Origin of the sequence: Sulfitobacter sp. PM12 (genome assembly GCF_045586035.1) — a bacterium.
Lineage (GTDB): Bacteria > Pseudomonadota > Alphaproteobacteria > Rhodobacterales > Rhodobacteraceae > Sulfitobacter > Sulfitobacter pontiacus.
In genome coordinates, this window is record NZ_CP151529.1 from 2,797,733 (window position 1) to 2,822,498 (window position 24,766).

General features: G+C 58.7%; 24 protein-coding genes and 1 tRNA gene. 12 read left to right on the forward strand and 13 right to left on the reverse strand.

The annotated features are described in order from the left end of the window. Positions 1-33: 33 nt before the first annotated feature. Both AADW22_RS13730 and AADW22_RS13735 read right to left on the reverse strand, forming a co-directional pair. Positions 34-1,377 (reverse strand): HAMP domain-containing sensor histidine kinase, encoded by a 1,344-nt coding sequence (locus AADW22_RS13730; protein ID WP_037965988.1) that lies wholly within the window; start codon positions 1,375-1,377, stop codon positions 34-36. After that, complete coding sequence (locus AADW22_RS13735) at positions 1,374-2,045, reverse strand: response regulator transcription factor (RefSeq protein ID WP_005849717.1); 672 nt, start codon at positions 2,043-2,045, stop codon at positions 1,374-1,376. The genes AADW22_RS13730 and AADW22_RS13735 overlap by 4 nt, the downstream gene beginning before the upstream one ends. 157 nt (positions 2,046-2,202) lie before the next feature. Here AADW22_RS13735 and AADW22_RS13740 point away from each other — a divergent pair, with 157 nt between their 5' ends. Beyond that, positions 2,203-3,321, forward strand: coding sequence for a Do family serine endopeptidase (locus AADW22_RS13740; protein WP_005849719.1), 1,119 nt, complete (start codon positions 2,203-2,205; stop codon positions 3,319-3,321). 152 nt (positions 3,322-3,473) lie between these two features. Here the strand turns inward: AADW22_RS13740 and AADW22_RS13745 are convergent, their stop codons facing one another. From AADW22_RS13745 to AADW22_RS13775, 7 genes are all read right to left on the reverse strand, one after another. Next, positions 3,474-4,619 (reverse strand): iron-containing alcohol dehydrogenase, encoded by a 1,146-nt coding sequence (locus AADW22_RS13745; protein ID WP_407473922.1) that lies wholly within the window; start codon positions 4,617-4,619, stop codon positions 3,474-3,476. 5 nt (positions 4,620-4,624) lie between these two features. Continuing rightward, positions 4,625-6,001, reverse strand: a complete 1,377-nt coding sequence (locus AADW22_RS13750; protein ID WP_407473923.1) for an aldehyde dehydrogenase family protein — start codon at positions 5,999-6,001, stop codon at positions 4,625-4,627. Positions 6,002-6,004: 3 nt separating this feature from the next. Then, positions 6,005-7,366: a glutamine synthetase family protein gene (locus AADW22_RS13755; protein WP_005849725.1), complete on the reverse strand. Its 1,362-nt coding sequence runs from the start codon at positions 7,364-7,366 to the stop codon at positions 6,005-6,007. Between the two features lie 73 nt (positions 7,367-7,439). Beyond that, positions 7,440-8,477 (reverse strand): TRAP transporter substrate-binding protein, encoded by a 1,038-nt coding sequence (locus tag AADW22_RS13760; RefSeq protein WP_005849726.1) that lies wholly within the window; start codon positions 8,475-8,477, stop codon positions 7,440-7,442. Positions 8,478-8,544: 67 nt separating this feature from the next. Beyond that, on the reverse strand, positions 8,545-9,870 hold the full coding sequence (locus AADW22_RS13765) for a TRAP transporter large permease subunit (RefSeq protein WP_180828066.1): 1,326 nt from the start codon (positions 9,868-9,870) through the stop codon (positions 8,545-8,547). Beyond that, complete coding sequence (locus AADW22_RS13770) at positions 9,860-10,381, reverse strand: TRAP transporter small permease subunit (protein WP_005849730.1); 522 nt, start codon at positions 10,379-10,381, stop codon at positions 9,860-9,862. The genes AADW22_RS13765 and AADW22_RS13770 overlap by 11 nt, the downstream gene beginning before the upstream one ends. Next, positions 10,378-11,145, reverse strand: coding sequence for an N-formylglutamate amidohydrolase (locus AADW22_RS13775; protein WP_180828068.1), 768 nt, complete (start codon positions 11,143-11,145; stop codon positions 10,378-10,380). Before AADW22_RS13775 ends, AADW22_RS13770 begins: the two co-directional genes overlap by 4 nt. A gap of 114 nt (positions 11,146-11,259) precedes the next feature. Here AADW22_RS13775 and AADW22_RS13780 point away from each other — a divergent pair, with 114 nt between their 5' ends. From AADW22_RS13780 to AADW22_RS13790, 3 genes are all read left to right on the forward strand, one after another. Next, a complete protein-coding gene (locus AADW22_RS13780) occupies positions 11,260-12,120 on the forward strand; it encodes a MurR/RpiR family transcriptional regulator (RefSeq protein WP_005849734.1) in 861 nt (286 codons plus the stop codon). 127 nt (positions 12,121-12,247) lie between these two features. Next, complete coding sequence (locus AADW22_RS13785; protein ID WP_407473924.1) at positions 12,248-13,342, forward strand: carboxynorspermidine decarboxylase; 1,095 nt, start codon at positions 12,248-12,250, stop codon at positions 13,340-13,342. 30 nt (positions 13,343-13,372) lie between these two features. Further along, complete coding sequence (locus tag AADW22_RS13790; protein ID WP_348000931.1) at positions 13,373-14,620, forward strand: saccharopine dehydrogenase family protein; 1,248 nt, start codon at positions 13,373-13,375, stop codon at positions 14,618-14,620. A gap of 207 nt (positions 14,621-14,827) precedes the next feature. Here AADW22_RS13790 and AADW22_RS13795 read toward each other — a convergent pair. The 4 genes from AADW22_RS13795 to AADW22_RS13810 all read right to left on the reverse strand — a co-directional run bounded on the left by AADW22_RS13795 (position 14,828) and on the right by AADW22_RS13810 (position 18,528). Next, positions 14,828-14,904 (reverse strand) — tRNA-Arg (locus AADW22_RS13795). Between the two features lie 77 nt (positions 14,905-14,981). Continuing rightward, positions 14,982-16,367, reverse strand: coding sequence for a HAMP domain-containing sensor histidine kinase (locus tag AADW22_RS13800; protein ID WP_037944838.1), 1,386 nt, complete (start codon positions 16,365-16,367; stop codon positions 14,982-14,984). Between the two features lie 11 nt (positions 16,368-16,378). Further along, positions 16,379-17,797, reverse strand: coding sequence for a dihydrolipoyl dehydrogenase family protein (locus AADW22_RS13805; protein ID WP_407473925.1), 1,419 nt, complete (start codon positions 17,795-17,797; stop codon positions 16,379-16,381). Then, positions 17,794-18,528: a TVP38/TMEM64 family protein gene (locus AADW22_RS13810; protein ID WP_064215823.1), complete on the reverse strand. Its 735-nt coding sequence runs from the start codon at positions 18,526-18,528 to the stop codon at positions 17,794-17,796. The genes AADW22_RS13805 and AADW22_RS13810 overlap by 4 nt, the downstream gene beginning before the upstream one ends. A gap of 298 nt (positions 18,529-18,826) precedes the next feature. Here AADW22_RS13810 and rpmH point away from each other — a divergent pair, with 298 nt between their 5' ends. The 8 genes from rpmH (at position 18,827) to yihA (ending at position 24,749) form a co-directional block, all read left to right on the forward strand. Continuing rightward, on the forward strand, positions 18,827-18,961 hold the full coding sequence (gene rpmH, locus AADW22_RS13815; RefSeq protein WP_005849748.1) for a 50S ribosomal protein L34: 135 nt from the start codon (positions 18,827-18,829) through the stop codon (positions 18,959-18,961). A 46-nt stretch (positions 18,962-19,007) separates the two neighbouring features. Then, positions 19,008-19,418: a ribonuclease P protein component gene (gene rnpA, locus AADW22_RS13820; protein ID WP_005849750.1), complete on the forward strand. Its 411-nt coding sequence runs from the start codon at positions 19,008-19,010 to the stop codon at positions 19,416-19,418. After that, positions 19,415-19,636 carry a membrane protein insertion efficiency factor YidD gene (gene yidD, locus AADW22_RS13825; protein WP_152540662.1) on the forward strand — a complete coding sequence of 74 codons (222 nt, stop codon included), beginning with the start codon at positions 19,415-19,417 and terminating at the stop codon, positions 19,634-19,636. Before rnpA ends, yidD begins: the two co-directional genes overlap by 4 nt. Positions 19,637-19,731: 95 nt before the next feature. Continuing rightward, positions 19,732-20,559, forward strand: coding sequence for a tRNA 2-thiocytidine(32) synthetase TtcA (ttcA, locus tag AADW22_RS13830; protein WP_407473926.1), 828 nt, complete (start codon positions 19,732-19,734; stop codon positions 20,557-20,559). Positions 20,560-20,949: 390 nt separating this feature from the next. Next, a complete protein-coding gene (locus tag AADW22_RS13835) occupies positions 20,950-21,720 on the forward strand; it encodes an EAL domain-containing protein (protein WP_407473927.1) in 771 nt (256 codons plus the stop codon). 115 nt (positions 21,721-21,835) lie between these two features. Next, positions 21,836-23,650 (forward strand): membrane protein insertase YidC, encoded by a 1,815-nt coding sequence (yidC, locus tag AADW22_RS13840; protein WP_288960297.1) that lies wholly within the window; start codon positions 21,836-21,838, stop codon positions 23,648-23,650. A 148-nt stretch (positions 23,651-23,798) separates the two neighbouring features. Further along, positions 23,799-24,095: an MOSC domain-containing protein gene (locus AADW22_RS13845; RefSeq protein ID WP_407474600.1), complete on the forward strand. Its 297-nt coding sequence runs from the start codon at positions 23,799-23,801 to the stop codon at positions 24,093-24,095. Positions 24,096-24,098: 3 nt separating this feature from the next. After that, positions 24,099-24,749 carry a ribosome biogenesis GTP-binding protein YihA/YsxC gene (gene yihA / locus AADW22_RS13850; RefSeq protein ID WP_037944854.1) on the forward strand — a complete coding sequence of 217 codons (651 nt, stop codon included), beginning with the start codon at positions 24,099-24,101 and terminating at the stop codon, positions 24,747-24,749. Positions 24,750-24,766: the final 17 nt, after the last annotated feature.

A 24,766-nucleotide genomic window follows, 5' to 3' on the forward strand; every position in this document is an offset into this window, starting at 1 on the left:
CACATGCTCAAATCGCCGCAGAAGACGGGCGTGCTATAGGGTGATGCGCACAAGAAGCCCCGGCGCGTTGTCCAGCAGCGCGATCTGCCCGCCGTGCAGCTTTACCACCCCCTCCACAAGGCTGAGCCCCAGCCCGTTGCCCGGCGTGTGGCGGCTGGCATCCAATCGATACAAGCGGCGCAGCACTTTGTCGCGCGCGTCTTCGGGGATGCCGGGGCCATTGTCGGCCACCTCGATCACAGGCCGCCCCTGCGTGCGGGAAAGCGTCAGGGTGATCTCGCTGCCCTCGGGCGTGTGGCGCATGGCATTTTCCAGCAGGTTCGACATCATCTGCCCCAACAGGTTCTTATCGCCCGAGACGGTGATTTGCGCGTCGGGCACGACGCTGTGCAACCGCTGCTGCTTGGCCGCGGCGGCGGGCTCGTACACTTCGGTGAGGGTCTCGCAAAGCTGGTTCAGATCGACAGACGCGAAATGCGTCTTGGGCGACCCTGCTTCGACCGAAGCGATCTGTAGCAGCGATTGAAAGACCGAAGCGATGCCCGCGACCTCCTCTTGCGCCTTGGCCAGCAAGATGCCTTCGTCCGTGTCTTCGGGCAGGCTGCGCGCCAGATCGTCCAGATGCACCGCGACGCGCTGGATCGGTGTCTTGAGGTCATGGGCAATGTCCGACGATACCTGCCGCAGCATCTGGGTCTGCGCCTCTTGTGCGCCTGCCATCTGGTTCACCTTACTGCCGATACGTTGCAGATCATCCGCCCACCCCGGCGACACGGTCACCCGCGCGGCAAGATCGCCGGTCGTCAGGTCATCCAGCGTGCGCCCGATGACATCCACATGCCGCTTGCTGCGCCGCGCCAGATAAAGCCCGCCCGACAAGGCGACCAGCACCGTTGGCAGCAGGCTGATCAGCAGGATGTTCAGGAACACCGTGCGCAGCCCTTCGATCTGTGCGCGGCTACGGGCGACGGTCAACTGCCCGCCATAAAGCGGCGTTGTCAGCGACAGGTAGACCCCGTCATATTCGGCCCGTCCCTCGGCCAGCGACACGATATGATAGCCTTCGTCATCCCGCGCGATGGCCCCGTTGCCATAGATGCGCCCCGACGGGGTGATATAGCTAAGCACAACGCGGCTGGGATCGGCGTCGCGCGATTCAGCGTCCACTAGCAGGGCCACGGCGCGGGCATTGGGGGCCGCGCGAAAGCCCGCGATATCCTGCTCAAGATCCGCACGGATCGCGGTTTCAAACGAATTCTGCGTCACCGCATAGCTGGCCGCCAACCCCATCAGACTGACGGTCGAGAACAGCAAGACCAGCAGCAGCGCCAACCGCACCGGCATGGACCGCCAAAGCTGCGCCAGCCGCGCGGTCATCCGTCGATCCGGTAGCCGGCACCGCGCACGGTCTGGATCAGCTCGCGGTCAAAAGGTTTGTCGACCTTGGCCCGCAAACGGCTGATGTGGGTTTCGACAACGTTGGTCATCGGGTCAAAGCTGATGTCCCAGACCGCCTCGAGCAGCATGGTCCGGGTCTGCACCCTGCCCTTGCGACGCAGCAGATGTTCCAGCAGGGCAAATTCACGAGGCAGCAGGTCGATCTCCTGTCCGGCGCGGGTCACCTTGCGGGTGATCAGTTGCATTTCAAGATCGCCTGCACGCAGCACGGTTTCCTGCTCCATCGCCTGCGGACGGCGCGCAAGAGCGGTGACACGCGCCGAAAGCTCGCCAAAGGCGAAGGGCTTGACCAGATAGTCGTCTCCGCCTGCGTTCAACCCGCTGATACGGTCATCGACGCTGCCCATGGCGGTCAGAAACAGCACCGGCGTCAGGTTACCCGCGCCACGCAAGGTCTTGACCAGCGTCAGCCCGTCGATCTCTGGCAGCATCCGGTCGACGATCAGCACGTCGTAAGCGCCCGAGGTCGCCTGTATCAGCCCCTCGCGCCCTTCGGCGACAAGATCAACGGTATGCCCTTCTTCGCGCAACCCCCGCGCGATATAGGTTCCGGTGGTGGCATCATCTTCGACGACAAGCAGTTTCATATACAATGGTCCATTGAGGCTTTGATCCTTCGATACCTGATATAGGGCGTGCTGCCACCTGCGAGAGACAAGTTTACACATTTGTATAGCCCGCAAAAACCCGCTGTTAGAATGGGCTGCCATTTGGGTGTCATCCCTGAAGACGAAGGAACCACGCATGACATCTCTTTTCTCCTCCCCCCGCCGCGCCGCACCCTTTGTGCTCGCAGCGGCCCTTGCCTCTACCTCGGCCATGACGCTTGCCCCGTCGGCGGCTCTGGCGGTCCCCGCTGGCGGCTATGCCGATCTGGTCGAACAAATCTCACCCGCTGTTGTCTTCATCGAGGTAACCGGCACGGCAGAGCAGGCCAGCGCGCAGGTGCAACTGCCCGAAGGCATGCCAGAGGAGCTGCGCAAACGTTTTGAACAACTGATGCCACAAGGACCGGCTGGCGCACAGCCGATGCACGGGCTTGGGTCGGGCTTTATCGTGTCCAAAGACGGAATGATCGTAACGAATAACCACGTTGTCACCGGTGCCGACACGGTCAAGGTCAAGCTAGCCGATGGCCGCAGCTTTGACGCCAAGGTGGTCGGCAGCGATGTGCTGACAGATATTGCCGTTCTCAAGGTCGAAGCGGATGTGGACCTTCCAGCGGTGAAATTCGGGTCTTCCGATGACATGCGCGTCGGCGACGAGGTGGTCGCCATGGGCAACCCGTTTGGTCTGGGTGGCACGGTCACCACCGGCATCATCTCGGCCAAGTCGCGCAATATCAACGCGGGCCCCTATGATGACTTTATCCAGACCGATGCGGCGATCAACCGTGGCAACTCTGGCGGGCCGCTGTTCAATAACGCGGGCGAAGTGATTGGCGTGAACACCGCGATCCTGTCGCCTGATGGCGGCTCTGTCGGGATCGGCTTTTCCGTACCATCCGATCTGGTGCAGGACATCGTGGCCGACCTGTCCGACGACGGGGAAATCACCCGCGGCTGGCTTGGCGTACAAATCCGTCCGATGACGGCAGAGGTCGCGCAAGTGCTGGGGCTGGACGCGCCGAAAGGGGCGGTGATCGAAGCCATCGGCGATGACAGCCCGGCCAAGAAAGCGGGTCTTGAGAAAGGTGATATCATCCTGTCGTTCAACGACACAGAGATCAAGGAACTGCGCGATCTGACCCGCGCTGTGGCCGAAACCGATCCGGAAGCCAAAGCCGAGGTCATGGTCCTGCACAAGGGCAAAGAGGTCACGCGGACGGTCACCATCGGCACATTGGCCGATCAAAAAGCGTAAGCGTCTTCCAGCGGGCTTACCTCGTTCCCTGCTGGATTTGCCCGACCGCGTTCCCCAACGCGGCGGGCCCCACCGCCCGTCCCCCCGGTGCGGCAGACCACCTCCGACGCAGACCGTCGGGGGTGGTTTTCTTTTGGGCCCTCTGCGGAAGTTTAGATTGTCGCCTCGAACAGCTTGCGCAGGTTTTCGGTGGTCAATGTCACGGGGTTGCCACCGCAAGACGGATCTTCAAGCGCCATCGCGACCAGATCGTCGATCCGGTCTGCGCTCACGCCCATGTCCGACAGTTTGCGCGGGATACCGAAGCTGTCGTTGAACTCCTGCACGAAGGCACGGAAGCCGTCATAGCCGCCGTTGATCCCCAGATACCCTGCCGCGCGGTCAAAGCGTTCGCGGATTTCAGGCTCGTTCAGGTCCAGCACCGCGGGCATGCAGACCGCGTTGGTGGTGCCGTGGTGCGTGTTAAACACCGCGCCGATCGGGTGGCTCATGGCGTGGATCGCGCCCAGCCCCTTCTGGAACGCCGTCGCCCCCATTGCCGCCGCCGACATCAGCTGCGCGCGCGCTTCGATGTCGTTGCCGTCTGCATAGGCGCGCGGCAGATAGTCGATAACCAACCGCATGCCCTCCAGCGCGATACCTTGCGACATGGGGTGGTAATGCGGGCTGCTGAACGCCTCGACGCAGTGGGCAAAGGCATCAAGGCCGGTGCCTGCGGTGATATGTTTGGGCATCCCTACCGTCAGTTCGGGGTCGCAGATCACGATGCTGGGCAGCACTTTGGGGTGGAAAATGATCTTTTTCACATGGGTTTCAGAGTTGGTCAGCACCGACGCGCGCCCCACTTCGGACCCTGTACCGGCGGTTGTGGGCACGGCGATGATCGGCGCGATGGCATCGGCATCGGCGCGGGTCCACCAATCGCCCACATCCTCGTAATCCCACACAGGCCGCGACTGCCCCGCCATGAAGGCGACCATCTTGCCCAGATCAAGACCAGAGCCACCGCCAAAGGCGATCACACCGTCATGCCCGCCCTCGCGGTAGACCTTCAGCCCCGCCTCGAGGTTCAGCTCGGTCGGGTTCGCGTCCACTTCCGAGAACATCGCGCGGCCAAAGCCTGCGCCGTCCAGCAGGTCCAGCGTGCGGGTCGTGATCTCCATCGAGGCAAGACCCTTGTCCGTCACCAGCAAGGGGTTTTTCATCCCCGTGGCCACGCAGGCCTCTCCGATTTCAGAAATACGGCCCGCGCCAAAGCGGATGGCGGTGGGGTAGGACCAGTTGTTTTGCAGTGCCATAAGGATCAAGCCTTTTTCAGGTGGTAAGATTTGGGGCGCGTCAGCGCCTGATAGCCAAGCTCGGACAGGCCCGCGCCCTGCCCTGTGTCCTTGCAGCCGGTCCAGCACAGGGCCGGATCAAGGTAATCGCAGCGGTTCATGAACACGGTGCCGGTTTCCAGCTGCGCGCCGATGGCATCGGCGGCATCCGCATCCTTGGTAAAGATCGCGGCGGTCAGGCCGAACTGGCAGTCGTTCATCAGCGCAATTGCTTCCGCGTCGTCCTTGACAGGCATGATGCCCACGACGGGGCCAAAGCTTTCGTCGCGCATCACGCGCATGTCGTGGGTGACGTTGGTCAGGATCTGCGGCGTGAGATACGCGCCGCCGTCATCCGCCTCAAAGGTATCGATCAGCGCGGTGGCACCGGCGGCGACGGCCTCGGATATCTGGGCGCGAACCTCGGCGGCGAAACGGACGTTTGCCATGGGGCCGATATCGGTATCCGCCTCAAGCGGGTTGCCAAGCTTGAGCGCATTGACCCAAGCCACGGCCTTTTCGACAAAGGCATCATACAGGCTTTCGTGCACATAAATCCGTTCGATCCCGCAGCAGCACTGCCCCGCGTTGAACATCGCCCCATCCATCAGCCCGTCAACGGCGGCGTCAACATCCGCGTCGGCGCGCACATAGCCGGGGTCTTTACCCCCCAGTTCGGTCGCGACGGGGGTGAAGGTGCCTGCGGCTGCAATCTCCATCGCCTTGCCACCCCCGACCGATCCGGTGAAGTTCACGAAGCCGAACTGCCGTTCAGCGATCAGCGCCGAGGTGGTGTCGTGATCAAGAAAGACGTTCTGGAAGACATCGTCGGGGATACCTGCGGCGTGGAAAGCTTCGGCCAGACGTTCACCCACTTGCAGGGTTTGGGTGGCGTGTTTCAGCACAACGGTATTGCCCGCGATCAGCGCTGGCGCGACCGTGTTGATCGCCGTCATATAGGGGTAGTTCCACGGGGCCACGACCAGTACAACGCCGCGCGCCTCGCGGGAGATCTTGCGGCTGGCCTTGTCGCTGTCTTCGACAATCGTCGGGGCCAGCGCCTTTTCGGCGATATCTGCCATATAGTTGCCGCGCTCGGCAAAGCCGCCAAACTCGCCGCCATAGCGCACGGGACGGCCCATCTGATGTGCCAGTTCCTGTGCCATACGATCGGTGGTTTTGCCCACCTCGGCAATGGCATCGCGCACCAGTTGGACACGTTCGGCCAAGGGGCGCGCGGCCCATGCGCCTTGTGCTGCCTTGGCGCGGGCGCAGACATCGCGTGCCGCCTCCAGCGACAGGACAGGGCGTTCAAGGTAAACCGATCCGTCAATCGGTGAGATACATTTCAAAGTGTTTGTCATGGTTTATGCTCGCTCAAATCCGCGGTTGATTTCCCAGTCGGTCACGACCTTGTCGTATTCCTCCTGCTCCCATTCGGCTGCGCGGGTGTAGTGGTCAACCACGTCGTCGCCAAGGGCCTCGCGCAGCATGGCAGAGTTGCGCAGCGTTTGGGTCGCGGCACGCAGGGTGCGGGGGATTTCGGTGACGTTGGCGTCTTCGTAGACATCGCCCATCGTCGGCTCTTGCAAAGGCAGCTTTTCCTCGATCCCCTTCAGCCCTGCCGCCAGCAACACAGCCTGCGCCAGATAGGGGTTCAGGTCAGACCCGCCGATGCGACATTCAACGCGAATACCCTTGGTGCCATCGCCACACAGCCGGAAGCCCGCGGTGCGGTTATCGACAGACCAGACGGTTTTCGTAGGCGCAAAGGTGCCTTTGGCAAAGCGTTTGTAGCTGTTGATATAGGGCGCGAAGAAATAAGTGATATCAGGGGCATAGGCGATCAGACCGGCCATGAAATGCTGCATCATCTGCGACATGCCCAGCTTGGCGTCCTTGTCATAGAACGCGGGCGTGCCGTCTTTCCACAGCGACATATGCACGTGGCTGGACGACCCCACCTTATCCGCCGACCACTTGGGCAGGAAGGAGGCCGAGAACCCCTGCTGATAGGCGATCTCTTTCACCGCTTGTTTCGAAATCGTGTGGTGATCGGCACAGGCCAGCGCATCGGCATAGCGGATGTTAAGCTCTTGCTGGCCGACCTCGGCCTCACCCTTGGTGCATTCGACCGGGATCCCCGCACCCACCAGATGGTTGCGCAGCGGTTGCAGGAAGCTTTCCTCTTTCGTGGTCTGGAACAGGCAGTAGTCTTCGTTGTGGCCGTTCAGGGGCACGAGGTTGGCGTATTTTTCTTTCTGCAGGGTGCGATAGTCGCCCTCGAACAGAAAGAACTCAAGCTCGGTCGCCATCATCGCATCAAAACCAAGCGCATCCAGACGGGCGATCTGCTTTTTCAGCATGGCGCGCGGCGAATGGGAGACAGGTTCGTGGGTGTGGTGATCCAGCACATCGCCAAGCACCAGCACGGTTTTATCCAGCCACGGCACATGACGCATGGTCGAGAGATCGGGGCGCAGCACATAGTCGCCATAGCCGGTTTCCCAGCTGGTCGAGGCAAAGCCCTCGGGCGTGGACATCACCAGATCGGTTGCCAGCAGATAGTTGCAGCAATGCGTCTCCGCATGGGAATGATCGATGAAATTCGTGACGTGAAAACGCTTGCCCATCAGGCGGCCCTGCATGTCCACCAGTGCCACGAGCACCGTGTCCACCTCGCCTTTGGCGGCCAGGTCCTTGAGCGTGTCGAAAGTAAGGTTGCCCATCTGCAAACGTCCCTTTTGATGTGAGGGGGCGGCACAGATGCGCCGCCCCGATGGTCATGATGTCAAAGCCGGATCAGCCGAAAGTATAGGGCGGGCCCGCTTTCGAGATGACGTTGTTATAGTCGCGGAAAATCTGCACGATCTTGGCGGCGGTTTCGCCTTCTTCCGCCATCTCGTCCCAGAATTTCACTGCCGCTTCCTCGACCACTTTCCATTCATCCTGCGGTACGGATGTCAGCTCCAGCTTCTCGCCCGATGCACGCAGGCGCGCCTCGCCGCCCCAGTACCATTGGTTGCGGTAGGTGTGGCTCGCCTCGATTGCGGAGTTCACGATCTGCTTGAGGTGGTCCGGCAGCTCTGCCCATTTCTCTGCGTTGACGAAGAACGACCCGATCCACGCCCCCGAGATGTTGTTGGTGCAGAAGTAGTTGGTCACATCGGCCCAGCCGACGGTGTAGTCTTCGGTGATGCCCGACCACGCCATACCGTCCAGCTCGCCGGTCTGCACCGCGACTTCGGCGTCCTCGTAGGGGATGTTGACCGGCACGACGCCGAATTGCGACAGGAAGCGACCCGCCGTCGGGAAGGTATACAGCTTCAGCCCGTCCATGTCTGCCAGCGATTTGATCGGTTTGACGGTGTTGAAGTTACACGGGTCTTGCCCCGCCGCAGACAGCCAATGCACGCCAACCTTGGCGTATTCCTCGCGCCAGATGTCGGCCAGACCGTATTGGTTAAACAGCACCGGCACGTCGAGCGCGTGTTTCGTCGCCAGCGGGAAATACCCGCCGAAGGACCGGACAGGCGTGGGCGACGCCATGGAGTCATCATCCGAGTGCACGCCGTCGATGGTGCCACGTTGAAGTGCTTGGAAAAGCTCGCCTGTGGGGACGATCTGGTCGGCATAGAAAAGCTCGATTTCCAGCTCACCTTGGGCAGCGGCGTTGATTGCGTCGATGGCCGGTTTCGTCACCTCTTCGCCTAGTGCAGACCCCGCATAGGTCTGGAAACGCCAGCGGATCGGCTCTTGGGCGTGCAGGATCGATGGTGCGGCAAGGGTTGCCGGACCGGCAACGGCGGCACCTTTCAGGAACTTACGTCTTGTTGTCATGTCTCATACTCCTTGTTGGGGTTGGGATGAAAAGGGCCAGTTGCTCTGACCGCTTGGTTGTTAATGCTTATTTTCCATAGACATAGTCCGGCAGCCAAAGCGCGATCTGCGGGAAGATCATGACCACCGCGAGCGCCAGCACCATGACCCCGACAAAGGGGATGATCGACCGGTAGATATCGCGGATCGTGATCTCTGGCGGGGCCATGGCGCGCATCAGGAACAGGTTATAGCCAAAGGGCGGCGTCATATAGGCGATCTGGCAGGTGATCGTATAAAGCACACCATACCACACCAGATCGAACCCGAGCGCACCCACCAGCGGCACGTAAAGCGGAGCCACGATGACCAGCATCGCCGTGTCGTCCAGAAACGTCCCCATGACCAGAAACGACAGCTGCATCAGGATCAGGATCACCCAAGGGTTCAGACCCCATTGTTCGGTAAACAGGTTTTCAATCGCCTTGACCGCCCCAAGCCCGTCGAACACCGCACCAAAGGCCAGCGCGGCGAGGATGATCCACATGAACATGCACGTGATCGCAAGGGTCTGGCGCACCGAAGTCTCGAACACCGCCCGCGTCATCCGCCCCTTGAGCACCGCAGCCAGAAAGGCCGCAATCGCACCAATGGCAGAGCTTTCGACAAGCGAGGTCCAGCCGTTCACAAAGGGCACCATCATCACGGCAAAGATCACAACCGGCAGCATCCCCGCGCGCAGCAAGCGCAGCTTTTCGGGCCAGCCCACATCGCGTTCCTCGGCGGAAAGGGCGGGGCCCAGATCGGGGTTCAGGCGGCAGCGGATGGCGATATAGATGATGAACATTGTGGCCATCATCAGCCCCGGGATCGCGCCAGCCAGCCACAGCTGCCCCACTGGTTGCCGCGCGATCATGGCATAGAGCACCAGCACGACCGACGGCGGCACAAGGATGCCAAGGCTGGAACCCGCCTGAATGACCCCTGTCACCATCAGCTTGTCATAGTTGCGTTTCAAAAGCTCGGGCAGCGCAATCGTGGCCCCAATCGCCATGCCCGCCACCGACAGCCCGTTCATGGCAGAGATCAGCACCATCAGCCCGATCGTCCCGATGGCCAGCCCGCCGCGCAGACCACCCATCCACACGTGAAACATTTTATATAGATCGTCGGCAATTTTACTTTCCGACAGCACGTAACCCATGAAGATGAACATCGGCAGGGTCAGCAGCGGATACCAACGCATCAGCTTGATTGCGGCAGAGAACCCGATGTCATAGCCGCCGCGATCCCCCCAAAGAAACAGCGCCGCAATCACCGCGACAAAACCGATGGCCCCGAACACGCGCTGTCCGGTCAGCAGCATCAGCATCATGGTCGAAAACATCAGGATGGCGATCAACTCATAGGGCATCGCGGGTCTCCTCTGCCGATTTGAGGAAAAGGATGTCCTTGAACAGTTCAGAGACAGCTTGAAGCAGCATCAGGGTGATGCCGATGCACATGGTCACTTTGACCGGCCACATATAGGGGCGCCACGCGGTCGGGCTGCGCTCCCCCCCGTATTTGAACGAATACATCGTGGATTCGATACCGCCCCACAGCAGGATCACCAGATAGATCAGCAGGAAAAAGACGGTGATACAGTCCGTCCAGGCCTTCTTGCGCGGGGTCAATTCGGCATAGAACAGGTCCATCCGCACGTTCGCGCCCATCTGCAAAGCATAGGGCCCGCCAAGGATGTAGTAGCCCACCATCACGAACTGCGCCATTTCCAGCGTCCAGATCTGGGGCGAGGCGAATGTCTTGTTATAGGACGACCACAGCAGGATCCCCATGAGCACAAAAATCCCGTACATCATGATCCGGCCAAGGCCATAGTTAAAGCCGTCGACCACCCGGATATATCTGCGCATCGCGTTCATTCTGCGGCCTCGCTGTCGGGGATGGGAAAGGCTTGGGTCAGGCTTTCGGCCAGATGCCGCGCCATGTCCTGCGCTTTTTCGGGTGTATCGATCAGATCATTGCGAATCTCGATCATCACGGCGGGCAGCGCCTGCGCCTCGCCATGTTCTTCAAGCGTATAGGTCACGCCATCCGTCGCGGCATAGGGTTCGTTCAGCGCCGAAGCATAACGCCCCCGCGCCTGTTCAACCGCCAGCAATGCCTGCGCGGCGGCGGGCTGCGCGTGGTAGAGAAAGCCAAGTTCAACCGCGCGGGTCGCCCCGTTATAGACAGGCGTAAAGCTGTGGATCGTGACCAGCACCGGTGCGGCTTGGGCGGGCTGCCAGCTTTCGCGAACACGGGCGACCGCATCGTGAAATGGCGTATGCACCTGATCAAAACGCTGCTGCCGTCCGGCATCCTCCAAAGCGGCATTTCCGGGGATGTCATAGATCTCGCTGCGCGCCGGAATACAGTCCGGGGCCTCAAGCGGGCGGTTGCAATCATAGACCAGACGGGAGATGTCACCGGCCACCAAAGGCGCGTCCAGAGCATCTGACAGCGCGTGCGCCACATCCAGCGCGCCGATGTCCCAGGCGGCGTGCGAACAGCTTGCCGCAGGGGACAGCCCCAACCCGTCCAGCGCATCGGGTATCCGGCGCGAGGCGTGTTCACACACCAACAGCCAGCCCCCCTGCCCCTGCGGGTTCACGATGTTTACGGCATTCCAGTCGGTATTGGTCACGGTGCCCCTAACGTCTTGTTGCCTCACAATCACTACAGAATTTTCTAGCCTGTCAAGATTTTTTCTGTAATCTTTGCTTCACACTGATCTGCGCTGTACCGAAAGGAACATGAGTTGCACAAAAAAGCACTGGTCCGCGATCTGCTGAAAGAAAAGCAGACCGAGCTAACGGCGGCAGAGCGTAAACTGTCGGCTGTTCTGCTGGACGACCAGTTGCTCACGGGGCTGCAATCCATCACACGGCTGGCCGAGCTGGCCGAGGTGTCATCGCCCACCATCATCCGGCTGGCGCGCAAGCTGGGGTTCGACGGTTTCTCGGATATGCAGGACGCCATCCGCGACGAAATCGGCGCACGGATGAAAAAGCCGCTGGCCAAGCTCGACACCCCCGGTGACAGCAGCGATCACATGGTGTCGCGCTTTATTCAGGCGGTATCGGGCAATGTGAACCGCACGCTTGAACGGCTTGATCTGGCTGAATTCGACGAGGTTGCGGCGCTGCTTTCCGATCCGTCGCACAGGCTCTATCTGCTGGGCGGGCGGATCACGCGGTCCAACGCGCATTACTTTTTCAACCACCTGCAGATTATCCGGCCGCAGGTCACCCTGCTCGATTCCTCCCCCAGTGCATGGCCGCAATCCTTGCTGGATATGGACGCGGGTTCGGTGCTGATCGTCTTTGACATCCGCCGCTATGAAAAAGAGCTGGAAAAGCTCGCCGATCTTGCGGTCAAGCAAGGCGCGACCATCGTGCTGTTCACCGATGCTTGGGGGTCGCCCATCGAAAAACACGCCCGCCACTGTTTCCGCGCCATGGTCGAGGTACCGTCGAGCTGGGACTCAACGCTGGCGATTAACTTTCTGATCGAAGCGCTGGTCGCCGACGTGCAATCGCGCAGCTCCGACCAGAGTGCCGAAAGGATCGCGGCGCTGGAACAGATGATCGGCGAGTCGCGCATCTTTCGCAGCAACTAAGCCCCAGCCGCCCCCCGCACGCCGGCACGGCGTCCTCCATTCATGAAACATCAGAGTTTGCGTTGAACGGCAACATCCCCTAATCGGAACGCGCACCGCGTCTGCGTCGTTTTGTAAAGGATCTGCCATGAAGACCCCGTATTATCTGATCGACAAATCCCGCCTTCAGGCCAACATGGAAAAGATCGCCTGGCTGCGCGAGGCATCCGGAGCGAAATCCTTGCTGGCGTTGAAATGCTTTGCCACATGGTCGGTCTTTGACTTCATGGCGCAGTATATGGATGGGTCCACGTCCTCCTCGCTCTATGAGGTCAAACTGGGATACGAGAAATTCGGCGGCGAAACCCACGCCTATTCAGTGGCCTATGACGATGACGAGATCGCCGAGGTGCTGGCCAATAGCGACAAGATCATCTTCAATTCCATCGGCCAGCTGGACCGTTTCGATGTGGCATCGGCAGGGCATACGCGCGGGCTGCGGGTGAACCCCGGTGTGTCGACATCGGAATTCGATCTGGCCGACCCCGCCCGCCCCTTCAGCCGTTTGGGCGAACATGATCCGGCGCAGATCGCCGCCGTGGCCGACCGCATCACCGGGCTCATGTTCCACAACAACTGCGAGAATGACGATTTTGACCGTTTCGCTGACATGCTGACGTTGATCGAGGACCGCTTTGGCGACACGATCCACCGGATGGACTGGATCAGCCTTGGTGGTGGCATCCATTTCACCGGCGACGGCTACCCGCTGGACCGTCTGGCCGCGCGGCTGAAAACCCTGTCGGATACCTATGGCGTGCAGGTCTACCTCGAACCGGGCGAAGCCGCGATTACCGGTGCCGCCACGCTAGAGACGACCGTGCTCGACACGCTGCACAACGGCAAGAACCTTGCCATCGTCGACAGCTCCATCGAGGCGCATATGCTTGATCTGCTCATCTACCGCGAGCCCGCCAAAATGGCCCCGAACACCGGCGACCACGACTGGATGATCTGCGGCAAATCCTGCCTTGCGGGCGACATCTTTGGCGAGTTCAAGTTCGACGCCCCGCTTAAACCGGGTGACCGCATTTCGTTTCAGGACGCTGCGGGCTATACTATGGTCAAGAAGAACTGGTTCAACGGCGTCAAGATGCCCGGCATCGCCATTCGTGAACTTGATGGAACGATCACATCGGTCCGGTCATTCGACTACGAGGATTTCAAATCCGCCCTCTCCTAACCCTTCCCTTACAAGAGGTGTACTGAATACATGAAACGTAACGTTCTTATCATCGGCGCCGGTGGCGTGGCTCAGGTCGTGGCGCATAAATGCGCGCAAAATAATGACGTGTTGGGCGATCTGCATATCGCCAGCCGCACCGTGTCAAAATGCGAAGCGATCATTGAAAGCGTGCATGCCAAAGGCGCGATGAAACAGGACGGCGTATTCAAGGCCCATGCGGTCGACGGGATGGACAGCGACGCGGTAGAGGCGCTGATCAACGACCTCGGCGTGCAGATCGTGATCAATGTCGGCTCGCCCTTCGTGAACATGACCGTGCTCGAAGCCTGCATCCGCACCGGTGTCGCCTATATCGACACGGCCATTCACGAAGACCCGACCAAAATCTGCGAAACACCCCCGTGGTACGGCAACTACGAATGGAAACGCCGCGAGGATTGCGCCAAGGCCAACACCACCGCCATTCTGGGGGCAGGTTTCGATCCCGGTATGGTTAACGCCTTCGCCCGTTTCGCCGTGGACGAATTCATGGACGACGTTAAATCCATCGACATCGTCGACATCAACGCGGGCAATCACGGCAAGTATTTCTCGACCAACTTCGACCCCGAGATCAACTTCCGCGAATTCACCGGCACGGTCTACAGCTGGCAGGAAGGCGCGTGGCAAGAGAACAAGATGTTCGAGGTCGGCCGCGAATGGGATCTGCCCGTCGTTGGCAAGCAAAAGGCCTATATGTCCGGCCATGACGAGGTGCATTCGCTCGCCGCGAACTACCCGCAGGCCGACGTGCGTTTCTGGATGGGCTTTGGTGATCACTACATCAATGTCTTCACCGTGCTGCAGAACCTTGGCCTGCTGTCTGAACAGCCCGTTGTGACCGCCGAAGGGCTCGAGGTCGTGCCGCTGAAGGTGGTCAAAGCCGTACTACCCGACCCATCGACCCTTGCGCCGAACTATACTGGCAAGACCTGCATTGGCGATCTGGTCAAAGGCACCAAGGACGGCAAGGATGTAGAGGTGTTTGTCTACAACGTCGCCGACCACAAGGACGCCTATAACGAGGTCGGCAGCCAGGGCATTTCCTATACCGCTGGCGTGCCACCTGTGGCGATGGCGATGCTGATTGCCGATGGCACCTACGACACCGGCACGATGGTGAACGTCGAAGAGCTGGACCCAAAGCCGCTGTTCGCCCTGCTCGACACCATCGGTCTGCCGACCCGTGTCAAACTGGCGGATCAGGATACCGGCTGGGACGAGGCCATCGCCTAAGCCTGCCGCCTGAGGCACCCACACCAACAACCCGCGCGCCCTTGCACCCGCGCGGGTTACCTCGCCCCGAGGGGCCATACCCCCATAAAATCAAACGATTAAACACAAACAGCCCAGCGCGCGATCATGCGTGCAGGGTTATCAATTTGATTATGAAAATTGCGGACGGTTGTGCCGCCAAGTTCAAAATCTAACGATGTTTGAAAGTGGCGGACCGAGGAGGATTCGAACCCCCGACCCCCTGATTCGTAGTCAGGTACTCTATCCAGCTGAGCTATCGGTCCGTTAAGGCGGGGTTTAGTTCTGGGCGCGGGGGTTTGCAACCCCTTCTTTTGCCTAACGTGAATTTTCTTCAAACAAATTAGAAAGACCCGTCGCCCTTGGGCAATGTCACAATGAAAACCGTGCCCGACGCGCTTGTCTCTGACAGTTTGAGCGTCCCACCGTGACCGCGCACCAGCTCTGCCGCGATGGCAAGGCCCAGACCGGAGCCCCCCTTGCGCGCACCGCCCTTGAACGCAGTAAACAGATGCTCCCGCGCCTTGGGGGGAAGGCCGGGGCCGTTGTCGCTGACGCGGATCACCCAGTCGCCGGCCTGTTCACTGGCAGCAACGATGATTTCGCCGGATTTACCCGTAGCGATGATCGCCTGTCGCGCGTTGCGCACAAGATTCGCCAAGACCCTGAACAAATGCTCCGGATCGGCGCGCACGTGCAAATCTTGCGGCACGTCGCAGGTGAACGTCAGATCCGCCCCGTTGATCGCCAGCCGCTCGCTATCAACGACGTCATCAACGATGCGCAACAGTGGCGTGACCGTCAGCGTCGGGCTTGGCTCTTCCGCGCGGCCAAAGGCAAGCGTGGATTCGCACAGGTGCACGGCGCGGGTGATTGAGCTGACCAGCTTGGGGGCCATGCGTTTGACCGTCGGATCCTCGGACATTTCGATCCGGTCGGTAAACAACTGTGCCGATGTCAGTATGTTACGCAGATCGTGGCTGATCTTGCTCACCGCCTGCCCCAGCTGCGCCAGACGCTCTTTCTGGCGCAGGGCTTGGGTCAGTTCGGTTTCAAGCTTCATCAAAGCTTCCTCGGCCTCTCGCACCTCTGTCACACCAGCAGAAGGCGAAATGATTCGTCGCGCATCCTCGGGGGCAAGCGCGTAGTTCTGCATATGCCCGACCACACCCTTGATCGGTTTCAGCAAAAACGCCCGCATGGTCAGAAACAGCAAAAACGCCGTGATCATCGAGATGGCGGCAGAAAGCACCAGAATGCGAATACCATAGTCAATCATGGCCGTCCGTAAGGAGCCTGCCTCCATCGTGATTTCGATCAGCAGACCCGCATCCTGCACCGGGGCACCGATCACGCGGATCACCCCCGGCTCTGTTTCGGCCAGCTGATGAAACGCATCGCGAATCAACACCCATGCGGAGGCATCGCGCAGATCGTATGTCTCTTTGATCGTCTGCGACATCGGGGACGACAGTGCCAACTGTCGTATACGGTCCCGCCGCAGCACCACATTAAACACCTGCGCGGTGCGCAACAGCTCTGCCTCAAGCTCGGGGTCGATCATATCGCTTGCGAGCAGGGTCAGCGACGCGATCTGCGCTCTCTCCAGCCGGTTCATCATGTATTCTTCGCGAAAGCGGGCGATAGAGGGCACAAAGATCAACACTTCCGCCAGCATCACAAAGATGGTGGTCAGAATAAGAAGCCTGCCGGAGAGGGATTTGAGCATAGGCGCGCGCTTTATGGGATGAACCGCTGCACCAGTCGAACGACAGTCTTGACCAAATCGCTTTCGAACAGACGCGGGCTGAAATACGCCCCCGCCGCACGTTTGTTGATTTCGCCGATGGTAGGGTAAGGTGCAACCATAGACGCAATCTGGCTCATTTTCATGGTATTTGCCAGCGCCAAAGCCCACAGGTTGATCAACTCTCCTGCTTGGTAACCGACGATGCTTGCGCCCACGGGGCGCCCCTTGACCACCATGACCTTGATCAAACCTTTGGTTTTACGCTCCGCGATGGCGCGATCATTGTGGTTATAGTGAAAGCGCACGACCTCCAGCTTGTCACCGTATTTCTCTTTGGCTTGCGCCTCGGTCAGGCCCACTTGCGACAGTTCTGGGTCGGTGTAGGTGGCCCAAGGGATATGCGCCGTCTTCGCCTTGGCAGGCAGGGCGAACATCAGCGACCGGATCACGACGCCGCCGTGATAGCCCGCAACATGGGTAAATTGCATCCCGCCTGCGACGTCGCCAATGGCATAGACCTTGCGGTTGGTGGTGCGCAGGGAATCGTCAACCTTGATCCCGTTCTTGATCGGTTCGATCCCCGCCTTTTCCAGGTCCAGACGATCCGTGTTTGCCTTGCGGCCGACGGCCACCAGAAGATGCGAGCCTTTGAAAACGCGCCCGTCTTTTGCTTCCACCTCTATCGCCCCGACATCCCCGCGGATTTCAGCAGCTTGCGCGCCTTCTGCAATCTCGATGCCTTCGTCCTTGAGCGTTTGCAAAACGATGGCGGCAAGTTCGGGGTCGTCCTTTGAAAGCGCTTTATCTCCCTCGATCACGGTAACCTTGCACCCCATGCGTATATGGGCCTGCGCCATTTCCATCCCGATCGGCCCGCCACCGATGATCAGCAGATGCTCGGGCTTCTCGCGCAGATTGAACAACGTCTCGTTCGTCTCGTATGGCGTTTTATCCAGACCTGTAATCGGGGGCACCAGCGGCGATGATCCCGTCGCGATGACGATGCGCCGCGCCTTGATCACCGTATCTCCGGCCTGCACTTCGTCTTCGGAGATGAAGCGCCCGTACTCCCGGATCACGTTAACCCCGAAGCCTTCGAAGCGTTCCTGACTATCGACGGGCGCGATCTGCGCAATCACGTCCGCCACATGATCTTTTGCAGCGGCGTAATCCACCTCGCCCGCCGCATTGGCCACGCCATATTCCGCGCTGTGCCGCTGCCCATAGGCCGCTTTGCCCGTAGCAATCAGCGCCTTCGACGGCACGCAACCAAAGTTCAGGCAGTCGCCGCCCATCTTGTGCCCTTCAAGCAGCACAACGTCCGCCCCCATTTGTGACGCCCCCGCCGCGACGGACAACCCGCCGGAGCCTGCGCCAATGATCAACAGGTCAGTTTTGATGCGGTTCATTTCAAAAGTTCCTTTTTGCCGGTGACAGCTTTCAACACGACGGGCAGCACCGACAAAGCGCAAAGCCCCAGAATGGGAAGCAGGATGTGAGGTTCGAATATAATGCCGAAGTCTGGCGTTTCACCCCGTGCAAAAACGGAACCCAGCCCAGCACCGATTGAGGTGAACACAAGCGACCCGGGAATGATCCCTAGAAAGGTAGAGATCACAAAGCGATAAAGAGGCACGCCCAGAAAGGCAGGAATAAGGTTCGCCACAAAGAAGGGCACCACGGGCACCAATCGTATGAAGAAAAGCATCGACCACTGGTTTTCGTCAATGCCCGCTTTGACCTTCCGCACAAGCCCCTCCGACGCGTCCATGCGCGCCTTCAATGTCTCTCCGAGACCCATACGCGCGGCAAGGAAGATCACAACCGCCCCCAGTGTCGCGCCGGTGACATTTGCCAGAACGCCGAACACTGTCCCGAATAGAAAGCCGCCAGTGATTGTTGCCACACTCGCCCCTGGAAGGGAGAACCCCACAATCATGATATAAATGCCCAGAAAAACGAGGATCGTCAGCGCATAGTGCTGGTCACGAAAAGCGATCAACGCCTCGCGGTTGTCGCGCAGCGTCTCGAAGGTAAGGTAATCGCGCAGGGCGAAATAGCCGATCACCGCGACCGCCAAGATGACCACAAAGGGCAAGTAGCGAAACCACGAAGGCTTTTCAGAGGCTTGTGCGGACATATTGTCGGGTCACTTTCAAAAGGGTATAAGTTGCTCCTTATTAGATGGGTCAAATATCGCCAGTCAGATAGGGTGCTCACGTGTGGTTGATGTGAAGGCGGCTTTTATGACGATGTCACGGCAATTCCCAAGAAAACTGTAACATTGCGCAGATAAGCTGGCTTAATTTGTTGCAAAGGCCGAAATAACGGCACCAAGGGTTTGACTTGCCCGTGCTGCAGCTTTAGGAGCAGGGCTTGAAATGACAGTGACGCGCCGAATCTGGTCGCGTGCTAAAGTATAAAGTGGAGTCGGAGCGATGAAACGCACCTATCAACCTTCAAACCTTGTGCGCAAGCGGCGCCACGGTTTCCGCGCACGCATGGCAACCAAAGCGGGTCGCAAGATCATCAACGCGCGCCGTGCACAAGGCCGGAAGGAACTGAGCGCGTAATACGCGACCTCGGTTTCAAAAAGATATGACACCGTCGGAGGCACCTATGGATGGCAGCATCGCCACACCAGAGGAAACGCTTCCGGCGGTTTCTTTACGTGTGCAAACGCTCAAAAATCGCCCCGACTTTCAACGGGCGTCCCGCGCCCCTCGGGTCGCCATGCCCGGTTTCATCCTGCAGATGCGTAAACGCGCAGCGGGCGAAGCCGATGGCATACGGGTTGGGTTCACCTGCTCTAAAAAAGTGGGCAACGCCGTCGCGCGCAATCGGGCCAAACGACGTCTACGCGAAGTCGCACGCCTGACGCTCCCTCACGAGGGACGCGACGGTATGGACTATGTCCTCGTAGGTCGCAGCGATGCCACGGCATCCCTCCCTTTTGACAAATTGCAGTCGGATTTCACCAAAGCCTTGGGGATCCTCCACGGCAAGCAACGCTCTGGTTCAAAAAAGTGACCCCTTTGGCGCGCGTTTTGGCGCTGCCTGTGAAAGGGTATCGCCTCGTCTTCAGCCCCTGGGTTGGCCACAACTGCCGATACCACCCGACATGCAGCGCATATGCGCTGGAAGCACTTGCTAAACATGGCGGCATCAAGGGCGGCTGGCTCACCTTGCGGCGCATCGCGCGCTGCCACCCTTGGGGCGATAGCGGCATCGACAACGTACCGGACTAGCCCTTCCGCTTCTCTCCTTTCTCTACATCACCAATCGCCGCCATACACATGCACTGGCGCTTGATCGGCAAACCCAGTTGCACTAAGCCAAGCCCATGCTTGATCATCCCGAAGAAATTCACCCGCTCTTCAACGGTGCCCCCCAAAGCACCGAGTTTCGCAAACTGCGCAAACGTCTTGTGCGACAAACGCGCGAGGCGATTGAGCAATACGGGATGATCGAACCCGGCGGCAAATGGCTGGTTTGCATGTCCGGGGGCAAAGATAGCTACACCCTGCTGGCCATCTTGCACGAGCTCCAATGGCGCGGTCTTCTGCCCGTCGAACTGGTCGCTTGCAACCTCGATCAAGGCCAGCCCAATTTCCCCGCCACGGTCTTGCCCGCGTTTCTTGAAAAGATGGGTGTCAAACACCGCATCGAATACCAAGATACCTATTCCATCGTCATGGATAAAATACCCGCCGGCCGCACATTCTGTGCGTTGTGCAGTAGGCTTCGTCGGGGGCACCTCTATCGCATCGCACGCGAAGAAGGATGTACCGCTGTTGTCCTAGGCCACCACCGTGATGATATTCTAGAGACGTTTTTCATGAACCTGTTTCATGGCGGGCGCTTGGCGACCATGCCGCCAAAACTCGTGAACGAAGAAGGCGATCTGTTCCTATACCGCCCCCTCGCCCATGTTGCGGAGGTCGATTGCGAAAAATTCTCTACTGCCATGAATTATCCAATCATTCCGTGTGATTTGTGCGGCTCGCAAGACGGTCTGCAACGCCAGCAGGTAAAATCGATTCTAGACGGCTGGGAGGCGAATAGCCCCGGACGCCGTCAGGTGATGTTCCGCGCGCTGATGAACGCACGCCCTTCGCATCTGTTGGATCCGAACCTGTTTGATTTTGCAGGACTCAGTCGAGACAAGTAAACCCTCGAAAAGCTGAGGGTTTAATTCAAATCCTTTAGATCAAAGGCAGAACATTAATCTTTTGGTCAGAGGCAAGGGCTATCGGTATGGCGGTAACACTGTCAGCCGAGGCTTCATTTGCAACACGATCTTAAACCCAATCTTTCGAGACGCAGCACAACCCGCCGCCATTTACCCGCTGGCCTCGTGCTCTTGCTGGGGTTTGCGTTGTCCGTGCTTTGGTTCGGCTGGCAGGGGTTAATTATCATCGGCTTTATCGCCCCCCCTTTGCTGTATTTGGCTTCAGATAGGTGGCGTAGTACACCATCAGAACCAATGCGAACGCGCCCCCTGGATAGGACGGCCACTGCCCGACCAAGCGGCGGCACCGATCCTACACCTCGGGAACCGATGCAGCACGCTCGAACTCTATTTCAGCCTCAGATATCCACCCATTCCGGCATGATCACCGGATTCTCTGCAGTTCCGACCTGCCACACCAGCATGAACACCGACATGGCCGCGCCGGTCAGCACCTCGGAAATTGCAGAGGATGAAACTCCTTTCAGTCACTTCAGCAATCTGACTCACGCGCTGCACAGGGCCAAAACCCTGCAACGAACGTCTCACTTTCCTCTTATCATCGCATGCAGCCTTTCTACCGAGCAAGTCGAGGACGTGCAGCTGGCGGCAAAACTGGAATGGGAACTTGATCGTCTCGACGTCAAACCCGCTACTTTGCGACTAGCCCTACCGCAACACCTTTGCCAGCATACGCCTTCTCACCCACTGATTTCCACATGCCGTGACCTTCGCACGCTAGGATGCGGTATTGCGCTTTACGGTTTTGGCAGCGGTCCACATTGCGTTGAGATCATTCAGAAATGCGGCGTTGACCTCGCTATCATCGAACCGTCTCTCACCAATGACGTTGATAAACACCCCAACCGCCGCCGCATCCTGTCAGCGGTAGTTGCGATGGCTCAGGATTTAGGCGTCGAAACCCTGGCCTGTGATATACGAACCGCCGGAGAGCATAGCTTATTGTCTCAACTGGGCTGCGACCATGTTCAAGGCGACGGCATCGCGCCGCCCATGCAGATACACGAAGCGACCACTTGGATGCATACACATAGCCAAAAACTGACACGCCTGCCCAGTGTGGTGGGTGCCATTCGTTGATGTTTGGCTTCGGCAGATCAGTGTGCACCAAAGGGGAAAAGGCGAATCTACTTGACCTTTGGTGCCTTACTCTGTTGAACCCACGCTGATATTACAGGCATCAGGTGACGGTCACATGGACGATCAAAACAAGAATCTCATTTTCGCGACGGTTCTAAGTTTCATAGTCATCCTAGGGTGGTTCGTGTTGTTTCCGCCTCCGGAAACCGAAACCATCACCGACCCGGCTGCCACACAGCAAGTGACGGACGCAACATCGACAGAAGCTGTTGTCCCTTCAAGTGCCGGTGCCGCCGACAATGTGACCGACGCATCGGACGAGGCAACGGCAGCTCTCGAAGAAGCGCCGCGTATTCCCGTTGAAACGGCTCGCATTTCCGGCTCAATCTCACTGCTAGGGGGGCGAGTCGATGACCTTCATTTGAAGGATTACAACACAACTATCGAAGACGATGCTCCCATCGTAAGCTTGCTATCACCTGCAGGCACACCCGACGCATACTATGCGCTATACGGCTGGGCTCCAGGTGCGGGGATTGCCCCTGAACAAGTTCCAGGACCAAACACCCTTTGGACGCTTAGCCAAGGTGAAACGCTGTCAGTCGAAACCCCGGTCACGCTCACTTGGGACAACGACGCCGGTCAGCTTTTCTCACGCACCATCTCAATCGACGAAAATTATATGTTCAAGATCGAACAGAAGGTTGAGAACACTTCCGAAAACTCAGTTTCGCTTGCACCTTACGGGCTAATTGCACGCCACGGTATTCCAAGCGACGCGCAGAATTTCTTCATTCTGCACGAGGGCCTTGTCGCCATGAACAATGGTGAACTGCTTGAGACCGCTTGGGATGACATTCCCGAGCTGGATGTCGTGAACGGCGTGCCATCCAAACGTATTGACGGTGTAACCAACGGCTGGATCGGCTTCACCGGGCATTATTTCATGACCAACCTGATCCCGGATCCGGCACAGCCAACGCGCTTGTCAGTCAAGTACCTGCCACGCACTGAGATTTTTCAAACCGAATCCGTGATGCCGACGCAAACTGTCGCAAGCGGGCAGACAGCAACGGTCACCACCCAGTTGTTCGCCGGTGCCAAAGAATGGGAAATTCTGCGCGACTATGAGGCGCAAGGCGTGTACAAGTTTATCGACTCCATCGATTGGGGCTGGTTCTTTTTCCTGACCAAACCGATCTTTTGGGTACTTCACCATCTAAACCTGCTGATCGGCAACATGGGTGTCGCGATCATCGGCCTGACGTTGCTGATCAAAGCTCTGCTCTTCCCACTTGCGTATAAATCCTACGTTTCGATGGCGAAGATGAAAGAGCTTCAGCCACAGATGGAGAAGCTGAAAAAGGACGCAGGCGACGACCGTCAAAAGCTTCAACAGGGCATGATGGAGCTATATAAACGCGAGAAAGTGAATCCAGCCGCCGGCTGTCTGCCGATTTTGATGCAAATCCCGATTTTCTTTTCCCTCTACAAAGTGATCTTCGTCACGTTGGAACTGCGCCACGCGCCCTTCTTCGGCCCGTTTCAGGATTTGAGCGCCCCAGACCCGACATCTATCTTCAACTTCTATGGACTGCTGCCATGGGCTGCGCCCGAAGCAGGGACCGTTCTTGCATTGGTCTTTATCGGGATCCTACCGCTGCTGCTGGGTATTTCGATGTTCCTGCAGCAGAAACTGAACCCGGCCCCTACGGATCCCACGCAGCAGATGATCTTTGCGTGGATGCCATGGGTCTTTATGTTCATGCTTGGCGGTTTCGCATCTGGCCTCGTCGTCTACTGGATCGCAAACAACACGATTACCTTTACGCAGCAGTACCTGATCATGCGCAGCCAGGGCTATAAGCCTGATATCCTAGGGAATATTAAAGGCAGCATGAAATTCGGACGGAAGGGTGATCCGAAATAATGACAACGGTGACCCAGCTCTATCGCCACCCGCTCAAAAGCCACGGTCGCGAAGAGCTGGATCATAAAGCGCCCTCCACGGGGCAGTCGATGCCGTGGAACCAGACCTGGGCGGTGGCGCATGGCGCGGCGCGTCTAGATGGGAACGAATGGGCGCATTGTGCAAATTTGAGCACCGGGTCAAAAGCACCATTTGGTTTGATACCGCAACACCATGGAGCGAGCTTGATTGGGTCGGGAACGACGTGTCACGTGGCGAAACTGTCCTACGTGTACGGGACCCCACCAAGCGGTGCCAAGCGACCACCGCGAATCGACACAACGGCGAGCGCGACATCGACATATTGCGCGTATTGAGCACTTGGGGTCACCAAGATTTCCGCGTATACGCTAAGGTCATTCACACAGGCTCCGTCGCACTTAGCGACCAGGTAAAGGTACTTTAACTCATGCAAGTCCAATTTAGCATCGCCGAAGAGCCTGATGCCTATGCAGCCGAAAAAGGCCGCATGCTATTTGCAGGCGAAACGCTGTTTGTGAAAGGCGTTGTCGCGATGGACGGCCTGCCACCCGCCGACCGGATGGAGGTGTGTTTCGCAGGGCGATCAAACGTTGGTAAATCGACTTTGATCAATGCCTTGACGGGCACAAAAGCGCTGGCAAGGGCGTCCAACACGCCGGGGCGCACGCAAGAGATCAACTATTTTACCGCGGCCGACGATCACTACCTCGTCGATTTGCCCGGGTATGGCTATGCAAACGCTCCTCTACCCGTCGTCGAAAAATGGCAACGGTTGCTGAAACAGTACCTTTCAGGTCGGCAAACGCTCCGCCGGGCGTTTGTGCTGATCGACGCGCGGCATGGCGTTAAGAAGGTCGATGACGAAATCATGTCCTTGCTGGATAGCTCAGCCGTGACTTTTCAATGTGTCCTCACGAAAGCCGACAAGGTTAAAGAAGCTGAGCGTCAGAAGGTTCTGGATCAGGTCCGCGGTGCGCTTGCCAAGCACCCAGCCGCCTACCCCGAAATCGTGGTTACGTCTTCTGAAAAGGGCTGGGGCATCCCTACGCTCCGTGCCATTATCGCGACGTTGGAGTGACGAGCACTTCGGCGTTT